Origin of the sequence: Oscillibacter sp. (assembly GCF_031978065.1) — a bacterium.
GTDB lineage: Bacteria > Bacillota > Clostridia > Oscillospirales > Oscillospiraceae > Oscillibacter.
Window position 1 is genome coordinate 13,071 of record NZ_DALZCH010000018.1, and the last position, 26,392, is coordinate 39,462.

Below are 26,392 nucleotides of genomic sequence, written 5' to 3' on the forward strand. Positions count from 1 at the left end.
GTTTTGTTCCTCCTTGTAATTTTGAAATGCTGCATGCCGCCCGTGGGAACTGAAATGCAGCAGTTGTTTTGATTTGTGGCGGTCTGGTAAAAGATCGGGAATGCAGCCTGCCGCCCTTGGTGATGCGTCTGCCTTTTCCGTGCTCCGGCGTGCTTTGCTGTGAGCCCCGCAATGGTCAGCCACAGCAGGACGGGCCGGAGAAATACCCCGGTGCGCCAAGGATGGAGCCCTGAGAAGTACCGGCGGACGGCGGTTCAATCTCCGTCCCCGGCTCTGCCACGGTAATGCTGCTGCGAATCATCCCCATCCAGCAGCTATACCCAAAGGTACCAGTCTCCTCCGGCGTAAAGGTAATGACGTTTTCCCCGGTTTTAAAAGAGTGCTCCACGCCGTATTCCTGAATAAAAATTCGGTTGTTGCAGCCGTTGATGCTGCCCTTGGGTGCGTCAATAATCCATTTGACGGGCGTTCCGGCCCAAACGGTGATTTGCGGGTATTGCCCAGGCGAAAGGGTACTTCGGACCACCTGAACCCCATTCTCCAGAACGGGACCGGACACGGCGGCCCCCCCTTGCAGGGCGGCGGTTTGGCCCGTGGAAAAGCCGGACAGGCTCCAGCCCTGAGAAAGCATGGACAGGCCCAACACTGCCACCAGCACGGCCCCCACCGTCATCACCTTTTTGGTGAACCGTCTGCCCAAAGCGGAACTGAGCGCACCAAGACCGAACATCAGCGGTACCGTGCCCAGACTGAACAGAAGCATGGACAGCGCGCCCGCAAAGGCATTTCCGGTGGAAAGGGCATAAATCTGCATGGCCTGCAAGGGGCCGCAGGGCATCAGACCGTTGAGCAGGCCTACCACAAGCGGGCTTCCGCTCTTGGCTTTTTCTGAATCAATCCGCTGGGCGATTTGCTTTGGCATGCGCGGAGTCAGTGCTCTCAGTGACGGGAAAATACCCAGCATATTGAAGCCCATCAAAACCATGAACCCGCCGGCAATCAGCTTCAAAACGCCCTGCGCGGCAGGCGAAAAGGTGACGATGGAGCCAAGCGCCCCCACCACAAAGCCCACGGCAGTGTAGGAAATTACCCGTCCGAGGTTATATAAAAAGGCGGGCCTGAGCGAGGAAAAGCGCCCCTCACTCTCCGGCGCATCGCTTTTGGGAATGCATTGGGAAAGGTTGATGCCGCCGCACATGGCCACGCAGTGGACAGAGGTAATCAGTCCGATAACAAACAGCATTCCGTATTCCATATTTGCTTCTGCCAGTTGGCTGGGCACAAGCAGATTCAGAAAGCCAAAGTGCTCCAATAGCAGATAGAGCGAGGCAATCACCAGCAGAAGCCCGGCGGAGCGCGCTGCGTTTCCGTTTTGATCCCGGTGGCCCGCAACCACCTGATACCCAAGCTTTTGAATGATTGCGGCAAGCTTCTCAACGGAAATTACGTCCGCGTCGTAGGTGACTTTCGCCGTTCCGGCGGCGTAGCTCACGTCCGCTGTTTGAACGCCCGGAGTACCTCTCAGCTTTTTTTCAACCTTGTTTTGACAGTTCACGCAAGACATACCGTCAATATGCAATTTTTCGGCTTTTATCCCTGCTTTCATAAACACCCTCTTTTCACCCTTGGGCCAAAGCATAGCGAAAAGATTTGTAGATGTTATGGAGAAGGAAAATAAAACCCTGCCAATCAAAAAAGGTTCCGTATGCAGAAAGCACGCTTCCCTGCTCGTCCCTGAAACGCCGAAACCGCCCCCGCGCCAATTGGCGCGGGGGCGGTTTCATTCGTGAATGCCACAAGAAAAAATTGCTGCTGTTTATTTTGAAGGTTCCTCATCGCTTTGCTTGCGATGGTCCAAAGCATACCGGCAGCATTGTAGCACCAGCATATTAAAGGAAATGCCGGTCTCCTCCGCCGTGCTGCTCAGGTCCTCAAAAAGCTTTTCAGTAAAACGAATCGTCCGGGGTACGTTTGCGTTCGCATATTGCCTGTCAATCTCAAACACAGTAACACCACCTTTATTGGTATTGACAGTATAACTACTTCTGGTTATATTTCAATATAACCAGAAGCGGTGCAAATAAAGGCGGGAGGGTAACATGAAAGAAAGTCAGACAAACATCACATACAGGCGTTTGGAGCTTAAACTATCCAAAATTGCCGCAAAAATTGCTGGTGCGACATACCTGCCCCGTCAGGCAAAAGAATTGGCAGTCAATTCCGAGCATCTGCTAATTGATGCGCAAACGGAAATTGACGATCTCTATAGTTCCTTGGAAGACTGCGGCCCAATGTCTGAATCTTGGCCTGACGCGTGACGAGGAGACAGGTCCGAAAGTTATGCGATGCCATCTGAAAAAGAACCGTTTCTCTATAAAAAAATTTTAGAATTATTTTATTAAGAAGGGCCGCAAAGGGCCTGATTTATCTGTTCTGAGGGGACGTAATTAATGTTCGCTTGAGGCAAAAAGCGTATTGACTTCCCATTTGCGCAATGCTATGCTAATGGAAACACAGGCATGGGCGCGAGTGCTCGGGGGCCGTCCCAAAGCCAGGGACACATTGGGCTCAGATTACCTTTCGCCCACAGGAAGCAGAGCTGAAAAGCTCGGGAAAAGGACCCGCCCTCCGCGATTTTTAACGCGAAGCGGACATTAAGGGAAATATGGAAAGGAGCACATATTATGAGCGAACTGAAATTTTACATTTGCAAGCATTGCGGCAATCTGGTGGAGATGGTTCACACGGGCGGCGGACAACTGGTCTGCTGCGGCGACCCCATGGTGGAGTTGAAGGCCAACACCGTTGACGCCAGCCAGGAGAAGCACGTCCCTGTCGTCACTGTGGAAGGGGATACCGTGAAGGTCGCCGTTGGCGCGGTGGCACACCCCATGCTTGAGGAGCATTATATCCAGTGGGTTTATCTGATGACCGAGCATGGCGCTCTGCGTCACGAGTTTAAGCCCGGCGATGCGCCCGAGGCCACGTTCTGCCTGAACGGCGAAAAGGCTCTGGCAGCTTATGAATACTGCAATCTGCACGGCCTCTGGAAAAAAGAGCTGTAAGCGGTTACAGTCTCATGAGTAACATAAACCGATGGCTGCACAAGCGGCCATCGGTTTTTCTGCCGGATGCGCATGAAAGAGGAGGGATAGGCGTGGAGGTTTGTATTTTGCAAGGAAGTCCAAGGGAAAAGAGCAATACCAACGCTCTTCTGGTCCCATTTGCACAAAGGCTGGAGGAGCGGGGCCATTGCTGCCAAACGATTTCACTCCGGGAAAAGGATTTAAGGCCTTGCACCGCCTGCCGTGCCTGTCAAAAGGACTGGACCATCTTTGGCTGTGTACAGCGGGACGACATGCAGGAGATTTTTGACGCTGTCCTCTCCTGCGATTTGCTGGTTTTGGCGTCGCCCATTTACGCGTGGTATTGCACCCCGCCTATGAAGGCGGTGCTGGACCGGCTGGTATACGGCATGAACAAGTATTACGGCGAGACCAAGGGTCCGTCCCTCTGGGCGGGGAAGTCCATGGCGCTGGTGACCACCTGCGGCTATGCTCTGGAAAAAGGGGCCGACCTATGGGAGGCCGGTATGCGGCGCTATTGCAAGCACTCCCGGCTAAAGTATCTGGGAATGCTGGCGGAGCGGCATCTGGGCTATGATGTGCCATTTATGGACGGGGAAAAGGCCGACCGCGCGGTGGAATTTGCCGACCGGCTCTGCGATGAATTGAAAAAATAGTAAATTTCTTTAAAGTTGCATATGCAACTTAACACATGAGCGTATTCGTATATACTCATATCATAGACAGCAAGAAACAACTGTCAGCCAAAAGCCGGCGCATGGCACGCCGGGTTATAAGGAGGAAATATCATATGAAGAAATGGGTTTGTTCTATCTGCGGATATGTATTTGAAGGCGAGAATCCCCCCGAGAAGTGCCCCCAGTGCGGCGCTCCTGCTTCTAAGTTTATCGAGCAGAAGGGTGAAATGGTTTGGGCTGCCGAGCATGTGATCGGCGTGGGCAAGTCCTTTGGGGACAATGTGCCTGTTGAGGTTCAGAATGAGATTGTGGAGGGTCTGCGGGCCAACTTCACCGGTGAGTGCACCGAGGTGGGCATGTATCTGGCGATGAGCCGGGCCGCCTATCGTGAGGGCTATCCCGAAATCGGCGACTATTGGCACAAGGCCGGTCTGGAAGAGGCTGAGCACGCCGCCAGATTTGCGGAATTGCTGGGCGAGGTCGTCACCGATTCCTCCAAGAAGAATCTGGAGATGCGCGTGGAGGCCGAGAACGGCGCCACCATGGGCAAGTTTGAACTGGCGAAGCTTGCTAAGCAGTATAATCTGGACGCCATTCACGACACCGTCCACGAGATGGCTCGTGACGAGGCCCGTCATGGCAAGGCTTTTGCCGGTCTGCTGAACAGATACTTCGGCAAGTAAGCTCCCTTTCCATATTTAAGAGTAAGCAGGCCCTCGGGAGATTGCCGGGGGCCTGCTTTTTCCTGTAAAGAACCGCCCCGGCCTATTGGCCGGGGCGGTTGGTTTTGTATTCGGCGGAAGAATTACTCCGCGGCGGCAAGGGCCTTTGCCTCGGCAATGGCCTTCTCCTGCGCGGCGGGAGGACAGTCCTCATACCGGGTGAAGTCCAGCGTGAAGCGGGCGCGGCTCTGGGTCATGGACCGCAGGTCAATGGCATAGGTGCCCATTTCGCCCATGGGGACCTCGGCTACAACCTCCGTCTCTCCGTCCCCCATAGGGTTGGTGCCAAGGACGCGGCCCCGGCGCTTGTTGAGATCGCCCATCACGTCGCCGGTGAAGTTGTCGGGTACAAAGACGTGCAGCTCGCCGATGGGCTCCAGAAGCACGGGGTTCGCCTGCTCCAGACCGGCCTTGAATGCAAGACTGGCAGCGGTTTTAAACGCCATTTCGGAGGAGTCCACCGGGTGATAGGAGCCGTCCACCAGCGTGGCCTTCAAAAATACCACGGGGTAACCCGCAAGCGGGCCGTGGATGCAGCTTTCCCGCAGGCCCTTTTCAACAGCCGGGAAGAAGTTTCTCGGCACGGAGCCGCCGAACACATTTTCGGCGAACACCATCTCCTCGCTCTCGCTCTGAGGCGCAAACTCAATCCACACGTCGCCAAACTGGCCGTGTCCGCCGGACTGCTTCTTATGGCGGCCCTGCACCTTCACGGTCTTGCGAATTTTCTCACGATATGCCACACGGGCGGGGGAAAGCACGGTTTCCACGCCGAAGCGGGACTGGAGCTTGGCCCGCAGCACATCTAACTGAATGTCGCCGGTGCCGGAGAGAACCAACTGGTGCGTCTCGGCGTTGTTGGTGAGGGAGAAGGTCAAATCCTCCTCGCCCAGCTTGAAAAGGCCGCCGGCCACCTTGTCGTCCTGCCCCCGGGTCTTGGGGGCGATGGCCTGCGCATAGCAGGGAATGGGGAACGGAATGCCGGTCAGATTCACCACCCGCTTGGCGGCGCACAGGGTATCCCCGGTTTTCACCTTCTCCATTTTGGCCGCCGCCGCAATGTCGCCGCAGCAGACCTCCTTGACCTCCACAGCCTTTTTGCCCTTCATGGTGTACAGGTGGCCCAGCTTCATGGCCTCGCCGGTGCGGGCGTTGGTCAGTGTCATATCCGCCGTGACCTTGCCGGAAATCACCTTGAAATACGAGTACCGGCCATACTGGTCGGAGGTAGTCTTGAAAACAAAGGCATAGGGGTCGCCGGTTTCCGTCAGGTCAATTTCCACCTGATTGCCGTCGTCATCGGTACCCTTGCGGTTGGGGATTTCCACCGGGTTGGGAAACAGCTTTGCCACCGTGTCCAGCACGGTCTGCGTGCCCATGCCGGAAAAGGCGCTGCCGCACATGACCGGGCAGAGAATTAAATCCCGCACGCCTGCGTGGAGGCCCTCCAACAACTCCTCCTGCGTGAAGGGGTCGCCATTGAAGAATTTCTCCATCTTTTCCTCGCTGGTTTCGGCCACGGACTCGCAAAGCTGCTGGTAGAAGTTCTCCACCACCTCCGCCTTGTCGGCGGGAATGGGGATTTCCTCCCTGCGTCCGTCGGGCTTTAAGGCATAGGCCTTCTTGTAAACCACGTCGATCAGCGCTTCGATTTTCTTGTTCTCGTCCCACATGGGCATCATGGTGGGGCACACGGCCCGGCCAAATTTTTCACGGAGGGATTCCCAAGCGCCATTAAAGTCGCCGCCCTCCTCGTCGGTTTTGGAAATGTAAATCGCCCGGGGCATATTCCGCTCCTGAAGATATTTCCACGCCTTTTCGGTGCCCACGGAAATGCCGCCTTTGGCGGAACAGACGATGATGCCGGCATCCGCCACGCGGAGAGCCTCCAGCACCTCGCCGGAAAAATCAAAATAACCCGGAGTGTCGATCACATTGATCTTCACGTCCTTGAATTCGATGGGAGCGATGCTTAAAGAGATCGTAATTTTCCGCTTAATCTCTTCGGGATCATAGTCGCAGGTCGTATTTCCATCGGTCACCTTACCGAGACGATCCGTGCCGCCGGTGAGATACAGCATGGACTCTACCAGAGAGGTCTTGCCGTTTCCGCCGTGGCCCAGCAGGCAGATATTGCGAATGTCCTTTGCAGTCATATGTTTTGTACTCCCTTCGATTTGTTGCTTGGGCAGAAAACCCGAAAAATCGCTCCATACGCTATGAAATGCGTAGTATGGCCGTTAAAAGCATTATACAATGATTTGACGGTTAGCACAACGCCGGATTTGTCAAGACCCCTATTTTTGGTGGCCTGCACAAGAAAGAAAGTAAAGAATTTACATTTCCATCCCGTTTAAAGCAAAAGCCGCGGCCCCAAATTAGGGCCGCGGCAATCGTTTTTTCCGTCAGGAGGCAAAGGAGAGATGGAACCTTGCCCCTGCGTCGCCCATGAATGCGACCAATCCGCCCTCGGGCAGCTTCACGGAGCCGTCGTCCCACAGGAAGGAGGAAGCAACCACGCTGCCCTTAGCGTCGTAGACATAGAAGCCCGCGTTTTCGGGCAGGGTGACGGTCATGGTTTTTCCTGCGTCCTTCTCCCCCACCGTATACCACCGAGCATAGCCGTCGAATTGAATCGTGGAATAGGCCGCGCCGGTTCCGGTGAAAAGATTTTTCAGGCCGCTATCCATTAGATAGGGCGCATTGCCGATCCACAGGAGATTTCCCTCCACCGTCATGTTGTTGGCGTCCCGGCCGATGGGCAGGTCGTACACCAGCTCCGTGGGACTGGCAATGCGATATCCACCCACGTAGCCCGGAACGCTTTTGGCGCCCCGCTGTGCGGCGGCAGATTGAGCGGAATCCGACAGGGCCAGATATAGCTGGGAGGTATACTTTTCCGCCAAGGGCACCGCATTCATCGTCAGCAGCGCATCCCATGCGGTCCGGGTTTCGGCGGAGACGGTATTTTCCGGCATCTTCACCAGCAGATAGTCGCTGGTGGGCAGAATCCCCAGCCCGGGAAGGGGCGTGTAGTTTTGCTGATAGAGATAGGTATAGCCGTTGCTCTCTCGCGCCAGCTTCACCGCCACAAGGTTGTTCTCATCGCGGAAGGAGCCGTCGCTGTAATAGGTCAGGGTTTGATCCGGAGCGCCCGCAAGGGTCATCTGGCGGAGAACCAGCTTTCCGTCAGCGGAAACGGTGATCTGCACCTGCTGGCTGGTGGTTCCGTAGTACCCGGACTCCTTCACCAGCGACTGGGGCATGGCGGCGGCAGTCGCGGCGGGAAGCGTGGGGGCCGTCTCGTCCACTTCCACGCCCTTTTCCTTCAAGGCGCTGATCAAAAGCTGGGCGGCGGCAAGCTCATTGTAAACCGACACGCCTCCGGCGGAAACCACTGCCGCTGCCAGATTGTACTCCGGCAGGACCAGCAGCGCCGCGTGATAGCGCAGGGTGTCCCCGCCTTTTACAAGGCACTGGATGCCGTTTTGGGCAAAGGGAGCAAACTCCACCGCGTCCCAGCCGAGGCCAAAGCTTACGAGGCCCAAAGGCTCGTCAGGCCAGATGCCCCGGTCGTATTCCGGCGCGGCCATGGCGGTGGTGGATTTGGCGGAGAGCAGAGACGTTCCCGTAAGTGCGCCGCCGAAAGAAGCCAAGTTACCGGCCGTGGCGTACAGCCCTCCAGCGCCCACGATGCCAAGGGATTCGGCGGGCAGCTCCCGTGAATCGCCGGCAGAGGCATAGGTGGGAGCCAAAATGCTCTTAGGGAACGAATCCTGCGGGGCAAAGGTCATTTTCAGCCCCAGAGGAGACAAAATTTCAGCGCGCACATAGTCCATAAAGTCCTTGCCGGAAACGGCCTCCACAATCAGCTCCGCAAGGGTAAACCCGTCGTTGCAGTAGGCGGAAAAGGCGCCGGGGTCGGCCTTCAGCTTTTGGGTGGAAAGACGCTGCAAAAGGTCGGTTGTTGCCTGCTGGTCGTCATCGTTAAACAGAAACGCGTTGCCCAAGGAGGTTCCCGCAAGGCCCGAGGAGTGGTTCAGCAGCATCCGCACCGTAATTTTTGTATAGCGGGAATCCGCCATTTTAAAGTTCTTTAAGTAGGCTGTCACAGGGGAATCCAAATTGATTTTCCCGGCTTCTACCAGCTTCATCACCGCCACGGTGGTGTAAATTTTGCTGATGGAGCCGATGCCGTAAAGATCCCGACTCGTGGAAGCAAAGGTAGGTAGGGAATTAGTGGGCGTTTTGTCTCCGCCCAGAACAGCGGTGTAGGAAAGCTTACCTTCGTCCCACAGCGCATAGGAAATACTGTCTGCCAGCCCGTATTTCTGGGCGGCTTCGACGGCTGCCGAATCCGCAGCCTGCCGCTCTGCGGACAGTGTGGAGGACGCTGCTGCGGCGGGCAAAACCAGACTCATTGCCAAGGTCAGCGCCAGTGCCGACGCCCCCAGCCGTTTTCTAAACGTACAATTCATGTTTCGTTCCTTTCCGCCCCGACGGGCGCTCGTATTGTATTGCTGCCGTATTGCGCTTCAAAGCGCGGGAAAATCAGGCAAGCTTTTGCCGCTTCCGCAGCCACAGGGAGAGCACCGCCAGACAAATTCCGACCCCGCCGCTGAAAAAGCAAAACAGCAGCATGGCGTTCACCCCGGCCCCGTCGATCATGCCACCGGCAATCAGGTTGCCCACCACGCCGCTCAGGCCGTTGGTTGCCACCATTTTCAAGGACTGCCCCTGCACCCGGTCCTCCGGCAGCACGTTTTCGTTTGCAAAGTAGACATTGCCGGGATTAAACAGCCCGTATCCCAGCATTTGAATCGGCTGCAAAAGCAGAAGCAGCCGCAAATCGCCGCACAGGAAAAAGAGCAGCGGTTTTGCCGCCATAAAAATGACTGAGGCAAGCATTACCTTTTCAATACCCACGCGTTTCCACAGCCACTGAAACAAAATGGCCCCCGGAAGCTCCGACGCAGCCATAAGGAACAGTGCAAGGCCGAGATCGCCGCTGTTGCCGCCCCGGTTCTCCACCAGATTCACAAGAAAATTCACGATGGGCATGACGGCCATCAGGCCGAAAAAGCCGGCCCCCAGCATGGCGGTAAACGCCGGGTTGTGCTTTAAAATGTACAGCGGGGAGTGAGGCTTTGTTCTGGGCCCCTCCGGTCCGGTGGATCTGGGAAAGGCGGGAAAGACGGCCAGAGCCAACAAAATCAGCAGCACCAGCGCTGCGTGGGTGGTCAGAGCGGACTCCACGCCGAAGCGCTGGGCCTGCCGTCCCACCAGAATGGATATCCCGGCGTAGGAAAAGGCCCCCAGTCCCCGACCCAAACTGTACCGCACATTCACGCCCGCGTTTAAAAACTGCATGGACATGGAGTCAATCAGGGGATAGGAATTTGTCTCCAATGCCCCCAGTGCCAGAAAAATCAGAGCGGTGCAAAAAAAGCCGGGGCGGGTAAAATAGAATACACCGTGGACCGCCAGTGCCAGCAGCATGCATGCGCCAAACAGGTGCTTCAATGGCACGTTTGGATGCCGATCGGCCCAAGCGCCCAGAAGCGGCTGGGAAAAGATGCCCGCAAGGCAGCCCAGCGCGATGAACACCCCGGCCTGTCCGCTGGAAAAGCCCCGTCCAAGGACGATGGCCGTCTGATATCCGGTAAAAGCGGCCATCATGCCCCAGAACCAGATCTGGAGCATAAAATACGCCGCGTTGACCCGCAGAGAGGAAGGAAGGCGCACTGCGCTCATTGCACTTCCTCCGTGAGGTATCCCAAAAGCGGCTCAAATTCCACGCCCTCTCGCATGGGAAGCTCGGCGGCGGCGGTTCGCTCCGCGCAGGCCCGGACAAACTTGGCCGCCAGCATGGCCGCGGCAGTCAGCGATTTCCCCCGCACCAGCGCTCCGGTGAGAACAGAGGCAAACACATCCCCGGTGCCGTGAAATTCGTGGGCCACAAAGTCGGTCTGGACCGGCTCGGCCCGCCCGGTTTTTGCGTCAAAGCACATGGCTCCCGTCATTCCCGGCGACATGGACACGCCGGTGAGCACCACGGAGCGCTTTCCGTTCAGACTCAGACGTTCCACCGTCTCCCGGGGGGAAGGAAGTTCACCAAAGGGCAGCTTCAGCAGCAGCGCCGCCTCGGTGAGGTTGGGGGTAATCACGTCGGCAAGGAGGGCCAGTCGGGCCATTCCGTCGCACATTTCGGGGGTGTAGGTCTTATAGACCATGCCGTGGTCCCCCATCACGGGGTCCACCACCGTCAGGGTATCGGGCTGGCGGAAGTCGTAAAAAAACTCCTCCACCACGCCGATTTGGCGGGCGCTGCCCAAAAAACCGCTGTAAATTGCGTCAAACCGCAGATCCAGAGACTTCCAGTGGGCGGCGGCGAGGGTCATCTCGTCGGTCATGTCCAGGAAGGTAAAGCCTTGAAAGCCGCCGGTGTGGGTGGAGAGAAAGGCGGTGGGCAGCGGGCAGCATTGGGCCCCCATGGCGGACAAGATGGGCAGTGCCACGGTAAGGGAGCACCGTCCAAAGCCAGACAGGTCGTGGATGGCGGCGATACGGGGCGTAGACATGGCGTACCTCTTTTCTTCTCTCAAATGGGTGAGAGCGGAAGTCTTTCCTGTTTAGTATACGGCAAATTTGCCTATTGTTCAAGAGGCGGAATCGTGGTAGAATATCCACTGAACAGCAGGTCGGTTTCAAGCGGTGCTTGCGCCCGCTGTTCTCTGCCGCAGGCGGCGGTATTTAAAAAGCGGTTCGCCGCTCATATACGCGGGCATGATGGAATTGGTAGACATGCGAGATTTAGGTTCTCGTGCAGCAATGTGTTGGGGTTCGAGTCCCCATGCCCGCACCAAAAAATGCTTGAAAACCACAAACGAGTGGTTTTCAAGCATTTTTTGTTTGACAGGTATTTATAATCACTGTTATTAAAAAGCTCCTAAAAAAACTCTGCCAAATAAAAAACCTTAACCTAAAGTACACGTTATGTAATGTCCACTGAATAATCGCGAATGCGTTGCAGTGCAAAGCTTTTCAGAGATGGGCATTATATAAAACACTGTAAAGTATAGAGAAGCCAGCATATCATATAATTTATTAACTGGTTCCGGTTACGCACAGAGGCCGAATCAAGTGCGCGGTAGAAACTTCCATCTGTACAAAAAGCGGCTAAAAACATGTCGTCTTGTAAAATGGTGGGGTTTACTTTGCCGATACAGTTCTTTTAATCTGGCATAATAACTTTTCGTCCGCACCCCCCTACCTTTTTGATAAATGTGGAGGCTTCCCTTCAGTTCCTTTCTGAAGTCTGAATACAAACTGACTAAGAATTATGCAAGTTATGGGCCTGTTTATCAGGCCCATTTTATATTTTTGTTTATCGGATACAGAAGCACTATGGGGTAGTCACTTTTTAAACTTCAATAAGCTTTATCCACATAAGCATACAAACTATACATTCCGCGTCAGACGCCAAAGCGTTGTTCGGCTGATGCCGAGTCTCTTGGCGGCGGATGTCTGGTTTCCGCCTGTTTCTTCCAATACGCGCAGTGCCACGTCCCGGCTGATCTCATCCAGCGTGCGGTTCAGATCCAGCGGAGTGGCCGCGTTCTCTGCGCCCGCTGAAAATGCGCCTACATGCCGTTCATTTTTCAGAAGGCTCCGGACACTCTCGGTGGTGATAATCTGCCCCTCGGCAGTGACCGCCAACTCCCCGATGACACGGCGGAATTGGGTGTAATTGTATGGCCAGGAAAAACTTTTGAGCATATCCATGGCCTCCGGCTCCGCACCTACAATCTGGTGTGCCAGCTCTACGTTCAGATGGCTTAGAGTCAGATTCACCATCGGAGGAATTCGGTCGGACTGGCTGCGCAGCGGCGACAGATACAGCGACAGGCAGCACAGCTTGTCCATAATTTCCGCTCCAGCTGGTGTAATGAACTCCCCCGGCTGGCACACACAGGAGAAAATTACACGATTGCGTCGGCACACCTCCATTTCCGACAAAGCCGCCAGCAGCTGGCGCCGACGCTGCACCGCCAGCACAACCACGCTGGAAAAGAACAGGGCGGTTACCTCATCCGCCAGAGGGGAATTGTGGTGCTCCAACAAAAACACCCAGCTTTTTTCATTGAGCAGACTGCAGTTGACGGATACCAGAGGATTGTTTTTAAAAGAACTGCGCAGGTAGATCACGCTGACTAAAGGTTCCTTGCCGGTGCCGTCTTCCCCAGCCACCATGATCGGCGCGGTGCTTTGATTCACCCGAGTAATTTCGCTCTGCTGGTCGCCCACGGTACCTGCAAAGCTGAAAATGCTGTTGTAAAACGCATTCTCCGCCTCCGTACTGGTCAAGAAGCGAATCCCCATCTGTCCTGAGGAAATGGGTGACTTGCGAGCGGCGAAGAAAAACGCTGTGCAGGACAGGCTTCCTGCCGTAATGCGCTGGGCCCGGATAGAATAGAGCATTCCATTCAGATTGCGGGTAATGCGCTGCTGAGTCTCCCCTTGAATCAGCGGGATCTCCCGGCGCAGCAGCTCTAGAACATCCGCCGCTGGTTCTTCCAGAGTGGAGAAAAATAATCCGCCACCGTCGTCAAACACCACGGTTTGTCCAATCTGCCCCTGAATGACCTGACGAAAGAACTGATTTTCATCCCGTAGGCGCTCCTGATTCCGGGCAAAGTCTAGTGCTCGCTCAAAGGCCTGGCGGATACTATCCAGCCCGGAGGTAATCAGGAACGAATTCAGTCCCAGTCGCTTGGCCGTGGTGTTGGCAATCATGTCACATAAAATAGCCTGATAGCTGTCGTTTTGCAGCCGACAAAGAGTGGGCTCTACCATGTCGGCGGATTCAATCGTATAAATGTCTATGTCGTAGCCCAGCAGATCGCACAGCAGACGGGCGTTTTCCGTGATGTTGGCAAAAGAGACTATGGCCGTCCGGCTACTTACCCCATCCGCCAGCTTAACGGCGCACAGGATGTCGTACATGGAGACCTCGATCTCAATTACCGGCAGGGAAAGCTGACGCAACAGCTTGGCCGTGCCGCCGCGAGAAATTACCACGTCGTAATTACCGTGAAAGCTGCTTCGGGCAATTTCCACCCCCTGCTCCAGATCGCCTACAAACAGCGTCAGGTCGATCTGCGGATAGTCCCCCGTCAGCGAGGACATCAGAGTTTTCATCCCCTCGTAGGGCGCGATGCCCAGTACGCGCAACTGCTTTTTCATAAGCGCCTCCATGTGTTTTGTATTTGAACATATTGTAACAAATCAACAAAAATAATGCAATCATTTTTCGTAACGATTCAAAAATAAACAATATTATTAAAAAAAAAGATTGCATATGCTGCAAAGCTCTTGTAAAATAGCGTAAAAGTTAAATTATATAATGTTAGCTTGCAAAACTGCGTAGATAAAACATTGAAAGCTTTTAGATTGTTTCAAAAATGAACTTTGATTGGGTGACTACATGATAAAGTTGTTTATAATTGCAGATGATTTTACCGGCGCGCTGGACACCGGGGTTCAGTTCGCCGAATACGGTACCAAAACGCTGGTGGAGACAGCCCCAATGTACGATTTCTCTCAGATGCCCGATGGAACGGAGGTGCTGGTGCTCAACGCCGAAACACGGCATCTGCTCCCTGACCAAGCCTACGCTGTGGTGTATCGAGCCGTACGGGAGGCCAGAAACGCCGGTATCCCTTACATATATAAAAAGACGGACTCCGCCCTGCGGGGAAACATCGGCAGTGAGTTGGCTGCTGCCATGGACGCGGCGGAGCTGGATCGGATGGCCTTTGTTCCGGCCTTCCCTGTTATGGGGCGAATTACCCGAGGCGGTATTCATTATGTGGATGGCATTCCTATAGCCCAAAGCGTCTTTGGACGAGACCCCTTCGAGCCGGTGCATTCTTCGGACATTCCAAAAATCGTCGCCGCTCAAACGGCCCTCCCGGTAGTGCTGCATCTAAAAACCGACTCTACCGGGACGTGGAGTCAACCGGGCATCCAGCTTTACGACGCGGATTCCGACGAGGATCTGTGGAAAATTGCCCGGGATCTGACACTGGAGAACCTGCGTTTATCTGCCGGCTGCGCCGGGTTTGCCGCCGTGCTGGACGAGCTGCTGGAGCTGCGGGGCAAGCCGACTGCAATCCCTCCGCTGACCCCCGCGCTGTTTGTGGTGTGCGGCAGCATCAATCCCGTGACACAACAGCAAATGAAAACAGCGGAGCTGAACGGATTTTCAAGATTCTGTCTGGGCCCTCTGGAAAAACTGGACCCCCTATGGCTGGAAAGCACCCGCTGCGAACAGACAGTGCGGAGCTGGCTGGACACCGCCGCCCGCAACCGCTGCTGCATTCTAGATTCCAACGACTCGGACGGTGGCATGGAAACCGACGCATTTATACGGCTCCATGGCCTGACAAAAGAGCAGGTACGGCTGCGCATTTCGGCAGCACTGGCAACCCTGACACGGCGAATGGTGGACGGAGGCCTGAATGCCACGCTGATGTGCACCGGCGGCGATACGCTGCTGGCGCTGATGCGAGAGATGGGCGTCACGGAGCTGATGCCGGTGTGCGAGCTGTCCCCTGGTGTCGTGTTATCTGCCTTTGCCTATCAAGGCAAATCCATTCATATCATTTCAAAATCTGGTGGGTTTGGTGCACCGGATCTGCTGTGCAGTCTGGCTGCCCTCACAGGCATCACTGAGCAGGGAAAGGAACACTTATGCTGACAAAATACAATTTGAAACTGCCTCATGCCGTCTTCAGCGGCGAGGACGCACTGGAAAACATTCCGGCGATTCTGGCTGAAAATGCCGTCCGCCGTCTGGCGGTGTTTACCGACAAGGGGATAGAGGACGCGGGCCTTTTGGAGCTGCCTATGTCTCAGGTCCGCAAAGCCGACGTGGAGACCATACTGCTGGATGATCTGCCGGCGGAGCCGTCCTATCTGGAGGCCCAGAAGCTGGTAGACCAGTGTAAGACCAGCGGTGCAGACTTCATTATGGCCGTGGGCGGCGGTAGTGTCATGGACACTGCCAAGCTTGCCGGCATCCTGATGACCGATGAATACGGCGTACAGGAACTGCTGGAGACACCCGGCCGGGCGCACAAGTGCATAAAGACACTCATGATCCCCACCACTGCCGGAACCGGCTCCGAGGCAACCCCTAACGCCATTGTGGCCGTTCCGGAAAAACAGCTGAAAATCGGTATCGTCAACGCCGAAATGATCGCAGATTATGTGATTCTTGACGCGGAGATGATTCGCAAGCTTCCTCGGAAAATCGCGGCAGCCACAGGGGTGGACGCTCTGGCCCACGCCATTGAGTGCTTCACCGGCAACAAGGCCAACCCTTTCAGCGACCTTTACGCCATGGGTGCGCTGGAGATGATTCTGGGCAACATCGAGCGGGCTTGCGACGATCCCGAGGCCATAGACGCCAAGAGGCAAATGCAGATTGCCAGCTTCTATGCCGGAATTGCCATCACCGCCGCGGGCACCACCGCCGTCCACGCCCTGAGCTATCCCTTGGGCGGCAAATACCATATCGCCCACGGCGTATCCAACGCAATTATGCTGGCTCCCGTGATGCGGTTTAACGAGCCCGCCTGCCGGGACCGACTCTCCGCGGTGTACGACCGCTGTTTCGGGGGGAATGCGCAGACGCAGGAGGAAAAAGGTGCGGCGGTTATCGCCCGTTTGGAAGGGATTGTAGAGCACCTGAACATTCCCACCAGCCTTCAGGAGTTCGGCGTGCCCAAGGAGGACTTGGAAGACCTGGTCCGCTCCGGCATGGAGGTGCAGCGTCTGCTGGTGAATAATCCCCGCTTGGTTACCGCTGACGACGCACGTCGGCTTTATCAGGAAGTTTTTTAAAGGAGACTGAGATGAAATTTGTGGAAATTAAAGGCATCGTCACGCCGCTCATCACGCCAATGGATGAGTATGAGCGAATTAACGTGACCGCACTTCGTCAGCAGGCTGAACGGCAGTTGGAAAACGGCGCCCATGCGCTGTTTTGCTTTGGTACCAACGGTGAGGGCTATATCCTCAGCGCGGCGGAAAAACAGATGATTCTGGAAAATGTCGTAACGCAGGTTGGCGGACGGGTTCCCGTCTACGCTGGCACCGGATGCATCTCCACCAGAGAGACCATCGAACAGAGTAAAATGGCGCAGAACGTCGGCGCGGATGTTCTGAGTATCATCACGCCCAGCTTTGCCGCAGCCAGCCAGAATGAACTCTATGCACATTATGCAGCGGTGGCGGAAGTGGTGGATATGCCGATCGTACTTTACAATATTCCCGCCCGTACCGGAAACGCGCTGCAGCCCGCCACAGTGGGAAGGCTGGCCAGAAACTTTCAAAATATTGTGGGAGCCAAGGATTCCAGCGGTAACTTTGACAACATTCTGCAGTACATCGAACAAACCCGGGACCTCGGAACATTCAGCGTCCTGTCCGGAAACGACAGCCTGATCCTGTGGACTCTTCTGGCCGGTGGCACCGGCGGAATTGCCGGATGTGCCAATGTCTATCCCCGCACCATGGCCTCTATCTACGATTGTTTTGTAGCGGGCGATATCAAAAAGGCCCGAGAGTATCAGGACAGCATCCGTTCGTTCCGCGGCTGCTTCAAATACGGAAACCCCAACACCGTGGTCAAAAAAGCGGTGGCATTGCTGGGCTACGACGTGGGTGAATGCCGCGCACCGTTCAATCAGATGCAGGAAGAAGGCACAGAGGCATTAAAGAAGGTGCTGCAGGAGAATGCCGCTACGGGCATGCACTGAGGAGGGAAAGAACATGAATCAGCTTCCGATTCTAGGTATCTCCATGGGAGACCCCTTTGGCAACGGTCCGGAGATCTCCGTCAAGGCCCTCGCCGATTCGGCAATCTATGAGCGCTGCCGTCCCCTAATCGTGGGTGACGCAAGCTGCATGGAGTACGCTGCCCGGACAGCAAGGGCCGTCTCCGGCATTGAAGTTGTCATTCATACCATTCATGCCGTATCTCAGGCAAAATTTCAGCCCGGTACCATCGATGTGTACGATCTGGGACTGATCACTCCCGCTGATATCCCCGGCAGTCCAGATGCTCCCGCGCCTTTCGGATTGGGTGCCACAAAGCTGGGCGGCGAGGCTTCCTTCCGGTATGTGAAGGCCGTTATTGAGCTGGCTATGGACGGCGAGGTGGACGCCACTGTCACCAATGCCATCAGTAAAGAGGCCATCAACATGGCCGGTCACCACTACAGCGGTCACACCGAGATTTACGCCGCCTTCACCCATACGTCCAAATACACCATGATGCTGGCCCACGAGGATCTGCGTGTGGTGCATGTATCCACCCATGTCTCGTTGCGTCAGGCCTGCGATCTTGTAAAAAAGGAGCGGGTGCTGGACGTCATCCGCATTGCGGACGCGGGGTGCCGCGCCATCGGAATTGCGCACCCAAAAATTGGCGTAGCGGGGCTGAATCCCCACTGTGGGGAAAATGGAATGTTTGGCACCGAGGAGATTGAGGAAATCCAACCGGCCATTGACGCGGCGTTGGCCGAGGGGATCAATATTCTCGAAAAGAAGCCCACCCCGCCCGATACCATATTCTCCAAAGCGCTTGGGGGCTGGTACGATATCGTGGTGGTCATGTATCACGATCAGGGCCACATTCCCCTGAAGGTCAAGGGCTTTGTCTATAATAAGGCCGAGGGACACTGGGACGCGGTCGCTGGCGTGAACGTGACGCTGGGGCTGCCCATCATCCGTGCCAGCGTGGATCACGGAACCGGCTTTGGCCACGCCGGCAACGGCGGCGCCAACGAACTGAGCCTGATTAATGCCATGGACTACGGCATCCGCATGGTCCGGTCTGGTCAGTGGCATTGTCCGGATACACCGATCCCCCAAACCTGAAACAGCGATCTTCATCCAGCAATCATACTTGAGAGAAAGAGAGGTCCTCCACACGGCAGTGGATTATCGGAGATATCCGCGCAAGAGATACTATATGAAACGAGAAAGAAGGAGTGTTCCATGGAAAAAAATCTGGAGAGTAAAAAAGCAGCTACTCTAGGCAAAAACTCCATCATCGGCCTAATTGCCGGCCTGATCTTCGGCGCGATTCTGTGTTTTGTTCCCGCTGGCACCGTGAGAGACGATATTATTATTGGAAATATATTGAACATCGTAGGCAACGGATATCTCAATCTGATTAAGATGACGATTATTCCTTTTGTTTTTTCCTCCTTAGTCATGGGCATTTCCAGCGCCACGGATGTGAAACAGGTAGGTCGCATCGGCGGGAAAATATTGTGCATTTATGTCGCCACCACTGTTCTTGCTTCTGCCATCGGTATTCTGGGCGGAATTTTCCTTAAACCAGGCGTAGGTGTGGACCTGGGTTCCTTTGATCTATCCAATACGTATGAGAACGTCAGCACATCCTTTTCCAACGTTATTCTGGACTTTATCCCGACAAATGTTGTTAGCTCCTTTGCCGATGGAGAAATGATCCACGTTGTAGTATTTGCCGTATTCTTTGGCATTGCCCTAAGCTTGATCGGTGAAAAAGCCGTGCCCGTCAAGCAGTTTAACGAGTCTCTGGCTAACACGATGTTGAAAATTGTCAACATTGTCATGCAGTTGACCCCCTACGGGGTGTTTGCGCTCATGAGCAAAACTGTAGCCAATCTGGGCTTCAGCATTATTGTTACTCTCGCCAAATATTGCGTCTCCGAGATCTTCTTGCTGTTCGTATTTGGCATTATCGTGTATGGTGTGATGCTCAAGCTTTTTACCGGGTTGAGCTTTCTACATTTTATAAAAAAATACAGCAAGATTGCTCTGGTTCCTTTCTCCACATCCTCCTCCAATGCAACCATTCCTTATTCCATCCAGTTCTGCCGTAGCATCGGCGTATCTGAAAAGGTGGCCGCGTTTACCATTCCTCTGGGCGCCACGCTGAATATGGATGGAAGCGCCATTATGCAGGGTATGACAGCCGTATTCGTGGCACAACTGTATAACATCCCTCTGACATGGCCTATGATGGTGACCATCGTGATTGCCGCAACACTGGGCACCATTGGTTCCCCCGGTATGCCCGGTGTGGTCATGGTCACGCTGACCGTGGTGCTGCAGTCCGTGGGGTTCCCGCTTGAGGCAATTGGCATCATTGTGGCCATCGACAAGTTCCCTGATATGTTCAAGACCGTTTTAAACGTTCTGGGTGACGCCATCGACACGGTGATTGTGGCAAAGTCTGAGGGTGAATTTGACGAAGATGTGTTTTATGGGCGCAAGGCCGCGGACGAGTCCGTCGGTGTCTGATCCCGTTTAGTGTAAGGATTACAGCTGGCACAGCCACCGCAGAACAAGCAGCGGCTGTGTCGGCCGACAACCTCGAAAAACGAAGGAGAGATTATTGTGGTCATCAGCAGCAAATTTCTGGATGCGCTGACGCCGTCATCCATCCGAAGCATTACAGCCAAAATCCGTGACAAGGCAAAAGAAGGCGTGCAGGTAACATCTTTCGCCGGTGGCCTGCCCAGCAAAGAATTTTTTCCAATTGAAGATATCAGGAAAATCAACGATTGGATTTTTGAGGAAGAGGGTGGTGAGGCGATTCAGTACGCCGCTTCCGACGGCTATGATCCGCTGCGGCAATATCTGGTGAAATTTATGCAGCGCTATCAGGTCACGGATATCGACTATAAAAACATCCTTATTACCAGCGGTGCTCAGCAGGGTCTGGCATATTTGGCAAAGGGACTGATTACCAACGGCTCTGTCGTTATCGTTGAAAACCCGTCCTATCCCGGCGCGCTGGACACATTTCGTGCCTATGGCGCCAAAATTGTAGGCGTCGGCATGGACGATGACGGCCTTAAAATGGACGAGCTAGAGACGGCACTGAAAAAGCACACAAAGGGTGTCGCATTTATCTATACAATTGCGGATTTTCAAAATCCAACCGGTCGCAGCATGTCGATTGAGCGGAGAAAGCAGCTTGTGGAATTGGCAGAAAAATACGACACCTTCGTGGTGGAGGACGGACCTTACAGCCTGATTTCCTTTGACGGAACCGTAATGCCGGCCATCAAAAGCTTCGATAAGTATGGCCGTGTAATCTACTCCGGCTCCACTTCCAAGACCATCGCGCCGGGCTTGAGAATCGGATGGCTGATCGCCGATCACGAAAGCATTACCAAACTGGTATATTTGAAGATGCGGGATGATCTGCAAGTCAACAATATAGCTCAGCGTCAGGTTTATCGGTATCTCAAGGACTGTGATTTCGACGGCCACCTGCAAACAGTGATAGACGTCTACCGCAGACGTCGGAATGTAATGATTGACGCCGTGAAAAACAGCTTCCCCGAGGGCACTCATATCGTCGTCCCCGGAGGCGGTCTGTTTTTGTGGCTGGAGCTGGACCCCTCCGTGGATACGCTGGCAATGTTCGACTATGTGTTCCAAAAAAATATTGCATACGTTCCAGGGGTGTTTTTCTGCCCTGATGGCAGCGGCAAGAATGCTATGCGACTCAACTTCTCCACTGCCAGTGAGAAATCAATTGCAGAGTGTGTTCCGATTCTGGGCGACATGATCCGCCAATACATTCAGGAGCAATAAGATTCCGGCTCTGCTGGTGGCTGCTTCACGTCTGCCTGTCATTCCCACTGCAGGAATCACAAACCAGGAAGCGTGGAAAATAGGACGGAAGGCATTCAGTTTTGCCATTACCGCCTTCATTGTCCAAATTCTGTTTGTCTACCCGCCGCCCATTCTGCCGATTGACTCCGTGGGGAAAACAGCAGAAAACTGCAGACTAATATACTAATATACTAATATACTAGACAAGGGCTCCCAGGTCACGACAGCCTGCGGAGCCCCTGTTGCCTCTAAAACAAAAAGAGTATTGCTTATGATTGTCGATCGCATGGAATATGTTGCCAAATACACTGATTGTCTTCGCTGTTTGGCGGGTGCCCTCATTTGCCGAAAAAAGTTTAATCTTTGGGAAGCGTGCTTTGCCGGGCGGATACCTGATGCGTCAGGAGGGGCAGACAAAGTCTCTAAGTGAGGGTACTTACGAGGCTCACCGCGCATATATCAATGTTCAGTACTGATGGAAGGTCGGAAAGTCATTCTTTGGGACCGACTGGAGAACATCACCGAAATTGTGCCCTACAGCCCACAGACAGATAAGCAGACCCTTCAGGGGCAGGGAAGCGTATTGGAAATGAAACCAAGCATCCGCTGTGTGCTTTCTCCCTCCAACATCCACAGGGCATGCCGCCATTTGGACGGAGAAAATCCATCATCCTATGTAAAACATGTTATTAAGCTAGAAATGACAATAAAAGATTAAGGTTAGAAAAGTCTAAGTTGATGGCAATATTTCCTTGCCCAACAGTTGGCCTACCCGTAATTCTTTTTTACTCCCCCTCTACTTACCTTGAGGCTCCGTGTAAAATATTGCTTCTTGATACTGCTAAAACCCTCCATTGGACAAATTCCGCAGTTTTGTGAACTTCGTGTGCCGGTTCTGCGCCACACGAAGTTCACTACGACGCAAAGATATGTCCATCCAGACATCGCAGATGCGCACGAAGCCATAAATTTTTTTGACAAGGGAAAGTCTCAATAAGTATTAAAGAGCACTAAAAAACACGTTCTATACAGTGCGCAGTATAGTACACTTAAATGATGCTGCCATTAGCTGCTATTAATTGTTACATTTATCATGTTGATTGTCGGATTGATTATCATGGGAATCGAGTATTTTAAAAGGATAACTAAGCGTGTTCATCAAATGAGCTTAACTGGAAGTACAATAATTATTTTATTTTCTAATTATATTGTTTAAGGGAGTGATAGTTCAAATCCACTTCTGAAAACAGGCAGGTATCCAGAATTGACATAGCTCACATTGGTGACCAACAATGCTTCAAACGGATTGTTGGTCACTTTTACATTATTAAAGACTCAGTTGAATTTTTTGAAATAACATATAGAATCACATTAATAATGGGCGGCGTAGCCTTAATTTGTTTTAGTACAAAGGAGTTAGATGTACAGTCCCATATTGAGATGGGTCGAATCAACCTTAAAAACACCAGGTTTCTCTGACCATGATTTAACAATAAACTCATAGAAAGTTAAGCCGTGAATTGCCTTTAACCGTTTAGCAAAATTGTAAGCGGCAATGAAAACATTTAGATGCGTTTGCAGCGCATCTCGAGACTGATAATAATAACGGTTGACCGTTGCCTCTTTAATGGTACGATTCATGCGCTCGACCTGTCCGTTTATCCACGGATAATTAGGCTTAGTAAGCCGGTGTTCAATCCCGTTCAGCCGACAAACTTGATCAAAGGGATGCCGCCGCAACCAGGCAGTTGCACCATTGCGGTTTTTTGGAAGATCGGCAAATTGGATGCCATTATCCGTTAGAATGGTATAAATGCCATATGGAACAGCTTCAATCAACGCCTCCAAGAATTCCTTGGCTGATTTCATCGTCGCTCTTTCATAAAGTTTTGCCGTGACAAACTTAGATGTTCGGACTATCGCAACAAAAAGATAGAGTTTTCCCTGTTCTGTCCTAAGTTCTGTGATAGCAATATGGAAAAAACCAATAGGATAATCCTTAAACTTCTTCTTAGGCATACTTTTCTGCGTTATATCGGGTAAGCGACTGATGGCATGTCTTTTAAGGCAGCGATGTAACGAAGATCTAGTTAAGATTCTTGAAGCGCTTACAGGCAATCATCCAGCGGCAACAACGTATGCTTGCGAAAGGCCACGATGAGTGCTTCTTCCTCTTTTGTCAGCACTGTAGACGTTGGTTCTTTGGGACCCATAGGAGTATCGCCCACACTTTCACGCTTTCGCCATTTAGCGACTGTTTTGGGATTGATGACATAACGAGCTGCTAATACCCTCAAGCTCTCTTGACGATTTTGTATTGCTCGGCGGGTTGCCTCTGCCGTTCGGGCGCTCCCGTGTAATACTTGTCCAATAATACTGTCTTCTTCTCCACGCTTGGTTCTGTACATTATGCCTTGGGACTATACAGCTAGTACTCTTCATCAAAATAGCGTCGATCTCCTGCTCCAGTGTTTTGATTTTTCCCTGTAACGCAAAAATGTGGGTGTCGAGGATTGGCTTCCTCAACGCCCACATTTTTTGTGTTTTTATCAGTTCCTTTAACTCCGCGAGAAAACACTCGCGCTTTTAACGCCGACCAGCATTGTGACAAAATAGCCGAGCTGGCCAACGCCATAGTGCTCAATACGGGGGTGAGTATCGGCGCTGCTTTTCTCAAAAGGCCTTTACCTTCGGCCATTTATGCCGTATACTGTTCAAAAACATTGTTATTGAACGGAGGGGCACTGATGAAGAAAACCGCCACGGCCGGCATCAGAGGGTGCCAGCTCTGCCAAAAGCTAAACGGCAAAACATACAAGCAAGCTACGGCCATTTGTGGGCGTTGCCGGGAGGTCAAAAAGGTTGATTTGGCCGCCGCCATAAAGCTGAAGGGATTCATCATTCTCACAGAGGAAATACGCAACAAGAACGGCCGTCCTGGAAGTCTCACACCCAAAGATAAGCAGACTATCCGCGCACGATACAGAAGGGGCACCAGTATGCGGAAGTTGGCCGATGAGTACGGGGTGAGCATCGGCACAATCTTTAACGTCGTCCATTCATAACCGCTTTTGATAGGCGCTGCCGATATTGGAAGTGTCCGTAAAAGTAACCGCATTGCGGGTTACGGGCAGGGTGTAGCCGGTTGCTTTGGCGTGATTTTGCAGGATTACCGCAATTTCCTCACGGATGATGGCGCGGTCAGGAGCAAACTGGTTGCCGCCAATGCCCTGAATGATCCCTTTCTTGTATGCCCACTCAATATTAGGCATAGAATTATACTGCGTCCACCGGATGATTGAACGCATATTTTACGGCACTCAAACCGTCGTTATCAGGAATGATTTCCGCGCCCGGATATAACTTTTTCAACGTGTCGATTAGTGTGTCCGCATCGTCACGGTATGAATAAACTGCCGGAATTTTCATGACATTACCCTCCTTCCACTCCATTATAAAAAACAGAGTGCAACAAAAGTACAACAAAAAGGCCCGGTTTTTTCAAAAACCGGGCCTTTTTATAAAAATTTTAAGAATATTTTTCAAATAAGGGAGCCGAAAACTCCGCCCAGCTATATGCTGGCATGTAATTGTGGCGGTAACTATTGACCGCCTGCGGATCGCCGTCTAAAAAACGGTAGCTGTCACAGTCGAGCTTGGAGAACTCAATAGCAAGGTTGTTATATTTCTTGACTAAAATATCTTTGATACCCACTTCACTCAGCGTAGCTTTCATTTCCGTGATGGTTGTCCGAAGGTAGCTTTTCTGTGATTCTCCCCCTGACTGATCCTCCCACAGAATCGCGCAGGCTTCCGTCATAGTCAGGCTGGCTCCTCGGCGGTCAAATCAGGCAGACCAGCAGCTCCTTTGCTTTGCTCCGCTTAAACTGGAGGGGCTTACCGTCCACGGATATTTCAAAGCACCCAAAGGTCTGCACCCGGACCTGCTTTGCGGACGGGATACCCTCGCCGTAGAGAAAGGTCAGCTCCTGTGTAATGTCCTCCGTCAGCGCGGGCTTCATCAGGTAGCCAGTGGCGTGGAGCTTGAAAGCGTCCACCGCGTACTGCGCGTAGCTTGTTACAAAAATGATATGTAAATCCGGCTTTAGCTGCTTGGCAAGCACAAGGCCGTTGGTGCTGCCCATTTCTATTTTTAAGAGCAGCCGGATACCAGAGCTGGGCAAAGCCCTCAAATGCCTGTGTGGGGATGTCCCCCAGCATCATGCCGATATTTAACAGGCACATAACAATGAAAAAGCGGTTTGATTTCTCCGCTTTATTACCGTTCATCCATAAGTATGCAAGCAGGATCAGGCATGCGGCGGAGCCGTACAGAGTGAGTGTAATATTCAGCTGCTGCATATGGTCTCTCTTCCGATACTTTTCAGTCCTGTGCTGGCTGAAAGGGCATTTATTTTGGACGGTTGTTGACATCCCGAATCAAGCCTAAAAAATACTCCTGTGATTTCGCATCCAGTTTTTTAAGCTCCTTGTATAAGTCACCTGTCTGTTCCGGGTTTTCATTTTCAAAATCAAAAAACTCTTTCGGGGTGACTCCGAGATACTCACAGATATAGTAAAAATTAAGCATAGATGGAAAGTTCCGCTTTGATTCGATGCCATGTATAAAGCTGTGTGTTTGTCCCAATGCCAAGCTCATTTCACGAGCAGATACTTCTTTTTTTTCCCGCAAGGCCGTAAGACGCATTGCAAAGCCCTCAATAAATTGATTTTCTTCCATTATAGCACCTCCTTATAGTATTCTACAAGATGTATTTCGAAGAATGTCTGAATAATAACTATAATTTGCTTGACATGTCGTTTTTATAGCGATACAATTAAATTGCTATAGTTTTCTGCACGAGACAGAGGGGGGCGTCTTTATGCCGGATTATCAAGCCATGTATTATCAACTTTTCAATGCCCAAACGGATGCAATCAGAGTTTTGCAAACAGCACAGAAAAAAACTGAGCAAATGTACATAGATTCTCCAAAGCCTGATATTGTGTTGCTCAGTTCCAAAGCACCGAAAGAAAGCATAAACCTAATTTCTTGTAAAATAGGGTAAGATTTTCACCCACTTATATTTTGTGACCTCAGACAAAGTGCCGCCCGTAAAAAACGGGCGGCACTTTGCATTTTATTTTTGGTTGATTGCAAAATGAAGTTGAACAGTTGAAAAGAAAAGCCCACGGTGATTTTTCCTAATGGTAC

At 52.7% G+C, this 26,392-nt stretch carries 25 protein-coding genes, 1 tRNA gene and 1 pseudogene; 13 read left to right on the forward strand and 14 right to left on the reverse strand.

Features of this window, described 5'->3' with window-relative positions; all coding sequences use genetic code 11:
* Nucleotides 1–175: 175 nt before the first annotated feature.
* Both RTK01_RS04400 and RTK01_RS04405 read right to left on the reverse strand, forming a co-directional pair.
* A complete protein-coding gene (locus tag RTK01_RS04400; RefSeq protein WP_312279809.1) occupies nucleotides 176–1,639 on the reverse strand; it encodes a sulfite exporter TauE/SafE family protein in 1,464 nt (487 codons plus the stop codon).
* Nucleotides 1,640–1,816: 177 nt separating this feature from the next.
* Nucleotides 1,817–2,005 carry a hypothetical protein gene (locus RTK01_RS04405; protein ID WP_312279810.1) on the reverse strand — a complete coding sequence of 63 codons (189 nt, stop codon included), beginning with the start codon at nucleotides 2,003–2,005 and terminating at the stop codon, nucleotides 1,817–1,819.
* Between the two features lie 94 nt (nucleotides 2,006–2,099).
* Between RTK01_RS04405 and RTK01_RS04410 the strand changes: the two genes are divergently transcribed.
* The 4 genes from RTK01_RS04410 (at nucleotide 2,100) to RTK01_RS04425 (ending at nucleotide 4,446) form a co-directional block, all read left to right on the forward strand.
* Nucleotides 2,100–2,318, forward strand: coding sequence for a hypothetical protein (locus RTK01_RS04410; RefSeq protein WP_312279811.1), 219 nt, complete (start codon nucleotides 2,100–2,102; stop codon nucleotides 2,316–2,318).
* A gap of 366 nt (nucleotides 2,319–2,684) precedes the next feature.
* On the forward strand, nucleotides 2,685–3,065 hold the full coding sequence (locus RTK01_RS04415; protein ID WP_312279812.1) for a desulfoferrodoxin: 381 nt from the start codon (nucleotides 2,685–2,687) through the stop codon (nucleotides 3,063–3,065).
* A 92-nt stretch (nucleotides 3,066–3,157) separates the two neighbouring features.
* Nucleotides 3,158–3,742: a flavodoxin family protein gene (locus RTK01_RS04420; RefSeq protein ID WP_312279813.1), complete on the forward strand. Its 585-nt coding sequence runs from the start codon at nucleotides 3,158–3,160 to the stop codon at nucleotides 3,740–3,742.
* A 134-nt stretch (nucleotides 3,743–3,876) separates the two neighbouring features.
* Nucleotides 3,877–4,446: an NADH peroxidase gene (locus RTK01_RS04425; RefSeq protein WP_293008849.1), complete on the forward strand. Its 570-nt coding sequence runs from the start codon at nucleotides 3,877–3,879 to the stop codon at nucleotides 4,444–4,446.
* A 122-nt stretch (nucleotides 4,447–4,568) separates the two neighbouring features.
* Here RTK01_RS04425 and RTK01_RS04430 read toward each other — a convergent pair whose 3' ends face one another.
* The 4 genes from RTK01_RS04430 to RTK01_RS04445 form a co-directional block, all read right to left on the reverse strand.
* Nucleotides 4,569–6,641, reverse strand: coding sequence for an elongation factor G (locus RTK01_RS04430; RefSeq protein WP_312279814.1), 2,073 nt, complete (start codon nucleotides 6,639–6,641; stop codon nucleotides 4,569–4,571).
* Nucleotides 6,642–6,890: 249 nt separating this feature from the next.
* On the reverse strand, nucleotides 6,891–8,963 hold the full coding sequence (locus RTK01_RS04435; protein ID WP_312279815.1) for a serine hydrolase domain-containing protein: 2,073 nt from the start codon (nucleotides 8,961–8,963) through the stop codon (nucleotides 6,891–6,893).
* Nucleotides 8,964–9,036: 73 nt separating this feature from the next.
* Entirely contained in the window at nucleotides 9,037–10,239 is a 1,203-nt protein-coding gene (locus RTK01_RS04440; RefSeq protein ID WP_312279816.1) for an MFS transporter, read from the reverse strand.
* The gene (locus tag RTK01_RS04445; RefSeq protein WP_312279817.1) at nucleotides 10,236–11,066 is read right to left on the reverse strand and encodes a pyridoxamine kinase; all 831 of its coding nucleotides are present in this window, start codon (nucleotides 11,064–11,066) and stop codon (nucleotides 10,236–10,238) included. Before RTK01_RS04445 ends, RTK01_RS04440 begins: the two co-directional genes overlap by 4 nt.
* A 199-nt stretch (nucleotides 11,067–11,265) precedes the next feature.
* On the opposite strand from RTK01_RS04445, the gene RTK01_RS04450 reads away from it, so the two are divergent.
* Nucleotides 11,266–11,350, forward strand: a tRNA-Leu gene (locus RTK01_RS04450).
* Nucleotides 11,351–11,946: 596 nt separating this feature from the next.
* On the opposite strand, the gene RTK01_RS04455 is transcribed toward RTK01_RS04450, so the two are convergent.
* Complete coding sequence (locus RTK01_RS04455) at nucleotides 11,947–13,731, reverse strand: PrpR N-terminal domain-containing protein (protein ID WP_312279818.1); 1,785 nt, start codon at nucleotides 13,729–13,731, stop codon at nucleotides 11,947–11,949.
* A 241-nt stretch (nucleotides 13,732–13,972) separates the two neighbouring features.
* Here RTK01_RS04455 and RTK01_RS04460 point away from each other — a divergent pair, with 241 nt between their 5' ends.
* The 6 genes from RTK01_RS04460 to RTK01_RS04485 all read left to right on the forward strand — a co-directional run bounded on the left by RTK01_RS04460 (nucleotide 13,973) and on the right by RTK01_RS04485 (nucleotide 21,156).
* Nucleotides 13,973–15,247, forward strand: a complete 1,275-nt coding sequence (locus RTK01_RS04460) for a four-carbon acid sugar kinase family protein (protein WP_312279819.1) — start codon at nucleotides 13,973–13,975, stop codon at nucleotides 15,245–15,247.
* Nucleotides 15,241–16,395: an iron-containing alcohol dehydrogenase gene (locus RTK01_RS04465; protein WP_312279820.1), complete on the forward strand. Its 1,155-nt coding sequence runs from the start codon at nucleotides 15,241–15,243 to the stop codon at nucleotides 16,393–16,395. The genes RTK01_RS04460 and RTK01_RS04465 overlap by 7 nt, the downstream gene beginning before the upstream one ends.
* An 11-nt stretch (nucleotides 16,396–16,406) precedes the next feature.
* Nucleotides 16,407–17,312: a 4-hydroxy-tetrahydrodipicolinate synthase gene (gene dapA / locus RTK01_RS04470; protein WP_312279821.1), complete on the forward strand. Its 906-nt coding sequence runs from the start codon at nucleotides 16,407–16,409 to the stop codon at nucleotides 17,310–17,312.
* A 13-nt stretch (nucleotides 17,313–17,325) separates the two neighbouring features.
* Entirely contained in the window at nucleotides 17,326–18,435 is a 1,110-nt protein-coding gene (gene pdxA, locus RTK01_RS04475; protein WP_312279822.1) for a 4-hydroxythreonine-4-phosphate dehydrogenase PdxA, read from the forward strand.
* Nucleotides 18,436–18,555: 120 nt separating this feature from the next.
* Nucleotides 18,556–19,851: a dicarboxylate/amino acid:cation symporter gene (locus RTK01_RS04480; protein ID WP_312279823.1), complete on the forward strand. Its 1,296-nt coding sequence runs from the start codon at nucleotides 18,556–18,558 to the stop codon at nucleotides 19,849–19,851.
* Between the two features lie 96 nt (nucleotides 19,852–19,947).
* Complete coding sequence (locus RTK01_RS04485; protein WP_312279824.1) at nucleotides 19,948–21,156, forward strand: PLP-dependent aminotransferase family protein; 1,209 nt, start codon at nucleotides 19,948–19,950, stop codon at nucleotides 21,154–21,156.
* 1,437 nt (nucleotides 21,157–22,593) lie between these two features.
* On the opposite strand, the pseudogene RTK01_RS04490 reads toward RTK01_RS04485, so the two are convergent.
* A pseudogene (locus tag RTK01_RS04490) lies at nucleotides 22,594–23,549 on the reverse strand (IS481 family transposase).
* Nucleotides 23,550–23,605: 56 nt separating this feature from the next.
* On the reverse strand, nucleotides 23,606–23,875 hold the full coding sequence (locus tag RTK01_RS04495) for a hypothetical protein (RefSeq protein WP_312279825.1): 270 nt from the start codon (nucleotides 23,873–23,875) through the stop codon (nucleotides 23,606–23,608).
* A gap of 49 nt (nucleotides 23,876–23,924) precedes the next feature.
* Here RTK01_RS04495 and RTK01_RS04500 point away from each other — a divergent pair, with 49 nt between their 5' ends.
* Nucleotides 23,925–24,242 (forward strand): helix-turn-helix domain-containing protein, encoded by a 318-nt coding sequence (locus tag RTK01_RS04500; protein ID WP_312279826.1) that lies wholly within the window; start codon nucleotides 23,925–23,927, stop codon nucleotides 24,240–24,242.
* On the opposite strand, the gene RTK01_RS04505 is transcribed toward RTK01_RS04500, so the two are convergent.
* The 5 genes from RTK01_RS04505 to RTK01_RS04525 all read right to left on the reverse strand — a co-directional run bounded on the left by RTK01_RS04505 (nucleotide 24,237) and on the right by RTK01_RS04525 (nucleotide 25,918).
* Complete coding sequence (locus RTK01_RS04505) at nucleotides 24,237–24,449, reverse strand: S-layer homology domain-containing protein (protein WP_312279827.1); 213 nt, start codon at nucleotides 24,447–24,449, stop codon at nucleotides 24,237–24,239. The two genes, RTK01_RS04500 and RTK01_RS04505, sit on opposite strands and share 6 nt — an antisense overlap.
* Before the next feature lie 4 nt (nucleotides 24,450–24,453).
* Complete coding sequence (locus tag RTK01_RS04510) at nucleotides 24,454–24,606, reverse strand: hypothetical protein (protein ID WP_312279828.1); 153 nt, start codon at nucleotides 24,604–24,606, stop codon at nucleotides 24,454–24,456.
* Nucleotides 24,607–24,706: 100 nt separating this feature from the next.
* Entirely contained in the window at nucleotides 24,707–24,997 is a 291-nt protein-coding gene (locus RTK01_RS04515; RefSeq protein ID WP_312279829.1) for a hypothetical protein, read from the reverse strand.
* Between the two features lie 22 nt (nucleotides 24,998–25,019).
* Complete coding sequence (locus tag RTK01_RS04520; RefSeq protein WP_312279830.1) at nucleotides 25,020–25,361, reverse strand: hypothetical protein; 342 nt, start codon at nucleotides 25,359–25,361, stop codon at nucleotides 25,020–25,022.
* 227 nt (nucleotides 25,362–25,588) lie between these two features.
* Nucleotides 25,589–25,918, reverse strand: coding sequence for a helix-turn-helix transcriptional regulator (locus RTK01_RS04525; protein ID WP_312279831.1), 330 nt, complete (start codon nucleotides 25,916–25,918; stop codon nucleotides 25,589–25,591).
* A gap of 142 nt (nucleotides 25,919–26,060) precedes the next feature.
* Between RTK01_RS04525 and RTK01_RS04530 the strand changes: the two genes are divergently transcribed.
* Nucleotides 26,061–26,246 (forward strand): hypothetical protein, encoded by a 186-nt coding sequence (locus tag RTK01_RS04530; RefSeq protein WP_312279832.1) that lies wholly within the window; start codon nucleotides 26,061–26,063, stop codon nucleotides 26,244–26,246.
* Nucleotides 26,247–26,392: the final 146 nt, after the last annotated feature.

What these genes read in the sequence shown, in the direction of transcription:
- RTK01_RS04400 (WP_312279809.1), bottom strand. Translation starts at nt 1,639, where the DNA reads ATGCTTTGGCCCAAGGGTGAAAAGAGGGTGTTTATGAAAGCAGGGATA.
- RTK01_RS04410 (WP_312279811.1), top strand. Translation starts at nt 2,100, where the DNA reads ATGAAAGAAAGTCAGACAAACATCACATACAGGCGTTTGGAGCTTAAA.
- RTK01_RS04415 (WP_312279812.1), top strand. Translation starts at nt 2,685, where the DNA reads ATGAGCGAACTGAAATTTTACATTTGCAAGCATTGCGGCAATCTGGTG.
- RTK01_RS04425 (WP_293008849.1), top strand. Translation starts at nt 3,877, where the DNA reads ATGAAGAAATGGGTTTGTTCTATCTGCGGATATGTATTTGAAGGCGAG.
- RTK01_RS04430 (WP_312279814.1), bottom strand. Translation starts at nt 6,641, where the DNA reads ATGACTGCAAAGGACATTCGCAATATCTGCCTGCTGGGCCACGGCGGA.
- RTK01_RS04435 (WP_312279815.1), bottom strand. Translation starts at nt 8,963, where the DNA reads ATGAATTGTACGTTTAGAAAACGGCTGGGGGCGTCGGCACTGGCGCTG.
- RTK01_RS04440 (WP_312279816.1), bottom strand. Translation starts at nt 10,239, where the DNA reads ATGAGCGCAGTGCGCCTTCCTTCCTCTCTGCGGGTCAACGCGGCGTAT.
- RTK01_RS04445 (WP_312279817.1), bottom strand. Translation starts at nt 11,066, where the DNA reads ATGTCTACGCCCCGTATCGCCGCCATCCACGACCTGTCTGGCTTTGGA.
- RTK01_RS04455 (WP_312279818.1), bottom strand. Translation starts at nt 13,731, where the DNA reads ATGAAAAAGCAGTTGCGCGTACTGGGCATCGCGCCCTACGAGGGGATG.
- RTK01_RS04460 (WP_312279819.1), top strand. Translation starts at nt 13,973, where the DNA reads ATGATAAAGTTGTTTATAATTGCAGATGATTTTACCGGCGCGCTGGAC.
- RTK01_RS04465 (WP_312279820.1), top strand. Translation starts at nt 15,241, where the DNA reads ATGCTGACAAAATACAATTTGAAACTGCCTCATGCCGTCTTCAGCGGC.
- dapA (WP_312279821.1), top strand. Translation starts at nt 16,407, where the DNA reads ATGAAATTTGTGGAAATTAAAGGCATCGTCACGCCGCTCATCACGCCA.
- pdxA (WP_312279822.1), top strand. Translation starts at nt 17,326, where the DNA reads ATGAATCAGCTTCCGATTCTAGGTATCTCCATGGGAGACCCCTTTGGC.
- RTK01_RS04480 (WP_312279823.1), top strand. Translation starts at nt 18,556, where the DNA reads ATGGAAAAAAATCTGGAGAGTAAAAAAGCAGCTACTCTAGGCAAAAAC.
- RTK01_RS04495 (WP_312279825.1), bottom strand. Translation starts at nt 23,875, where the DNA reads ATGGCCGAAGGTAAAGGCCTTTTGAGAAAAGCAGCGCCGATACTCACC.
- RTK01_RS04500 (WP_312279826.1), top strand. Translation starts at nt 23,925, where the DNA reads ATGAAGAAAACCGCCACGGCCGGCATCAGAGGGTGCCAGCTCTGCCAA.
- RTK01_RS04505 (WP_312279827.1), bottom strand. Translation starts at nt 24,449, where the DNA reads ATGCCTAATATTGAGTGGGCATACAAGAAAGGGATCATTCAGGGCATT.
- RTK01_RS04510 (WP_312279828.1), bottom strand. Translation starts at nt 24,606, where the DNA reads ATGAAAATTCCGGCAGTTTATTCATACCGTGACGATGCGGACACACTA.
- RTK01_RS04515 (WP_312279829.1), bottom strand. Translation starts at nt 24,997, where the DNA reads ATGACGGAAGCCTGCGCGATTCTGTGGGAGGATCAGTCAGGGGGAGAA.
- RTK01_RS04525 (WP_312279831.1), bottom strand. Translation starts at nt 25,918, where the DNA reads ATGGAAGAAAATCAATTTATTGAGGGCTTTGCAATGCGTCTTACGGCC.
- RTK01_RS04530 (WP_312279832.1), top strand. Translation starts at nt 26,061, where the DNA reads ATGCCGGATTATCAAGCCATGTATTATCAACTTTTCAATGCCCAAACG.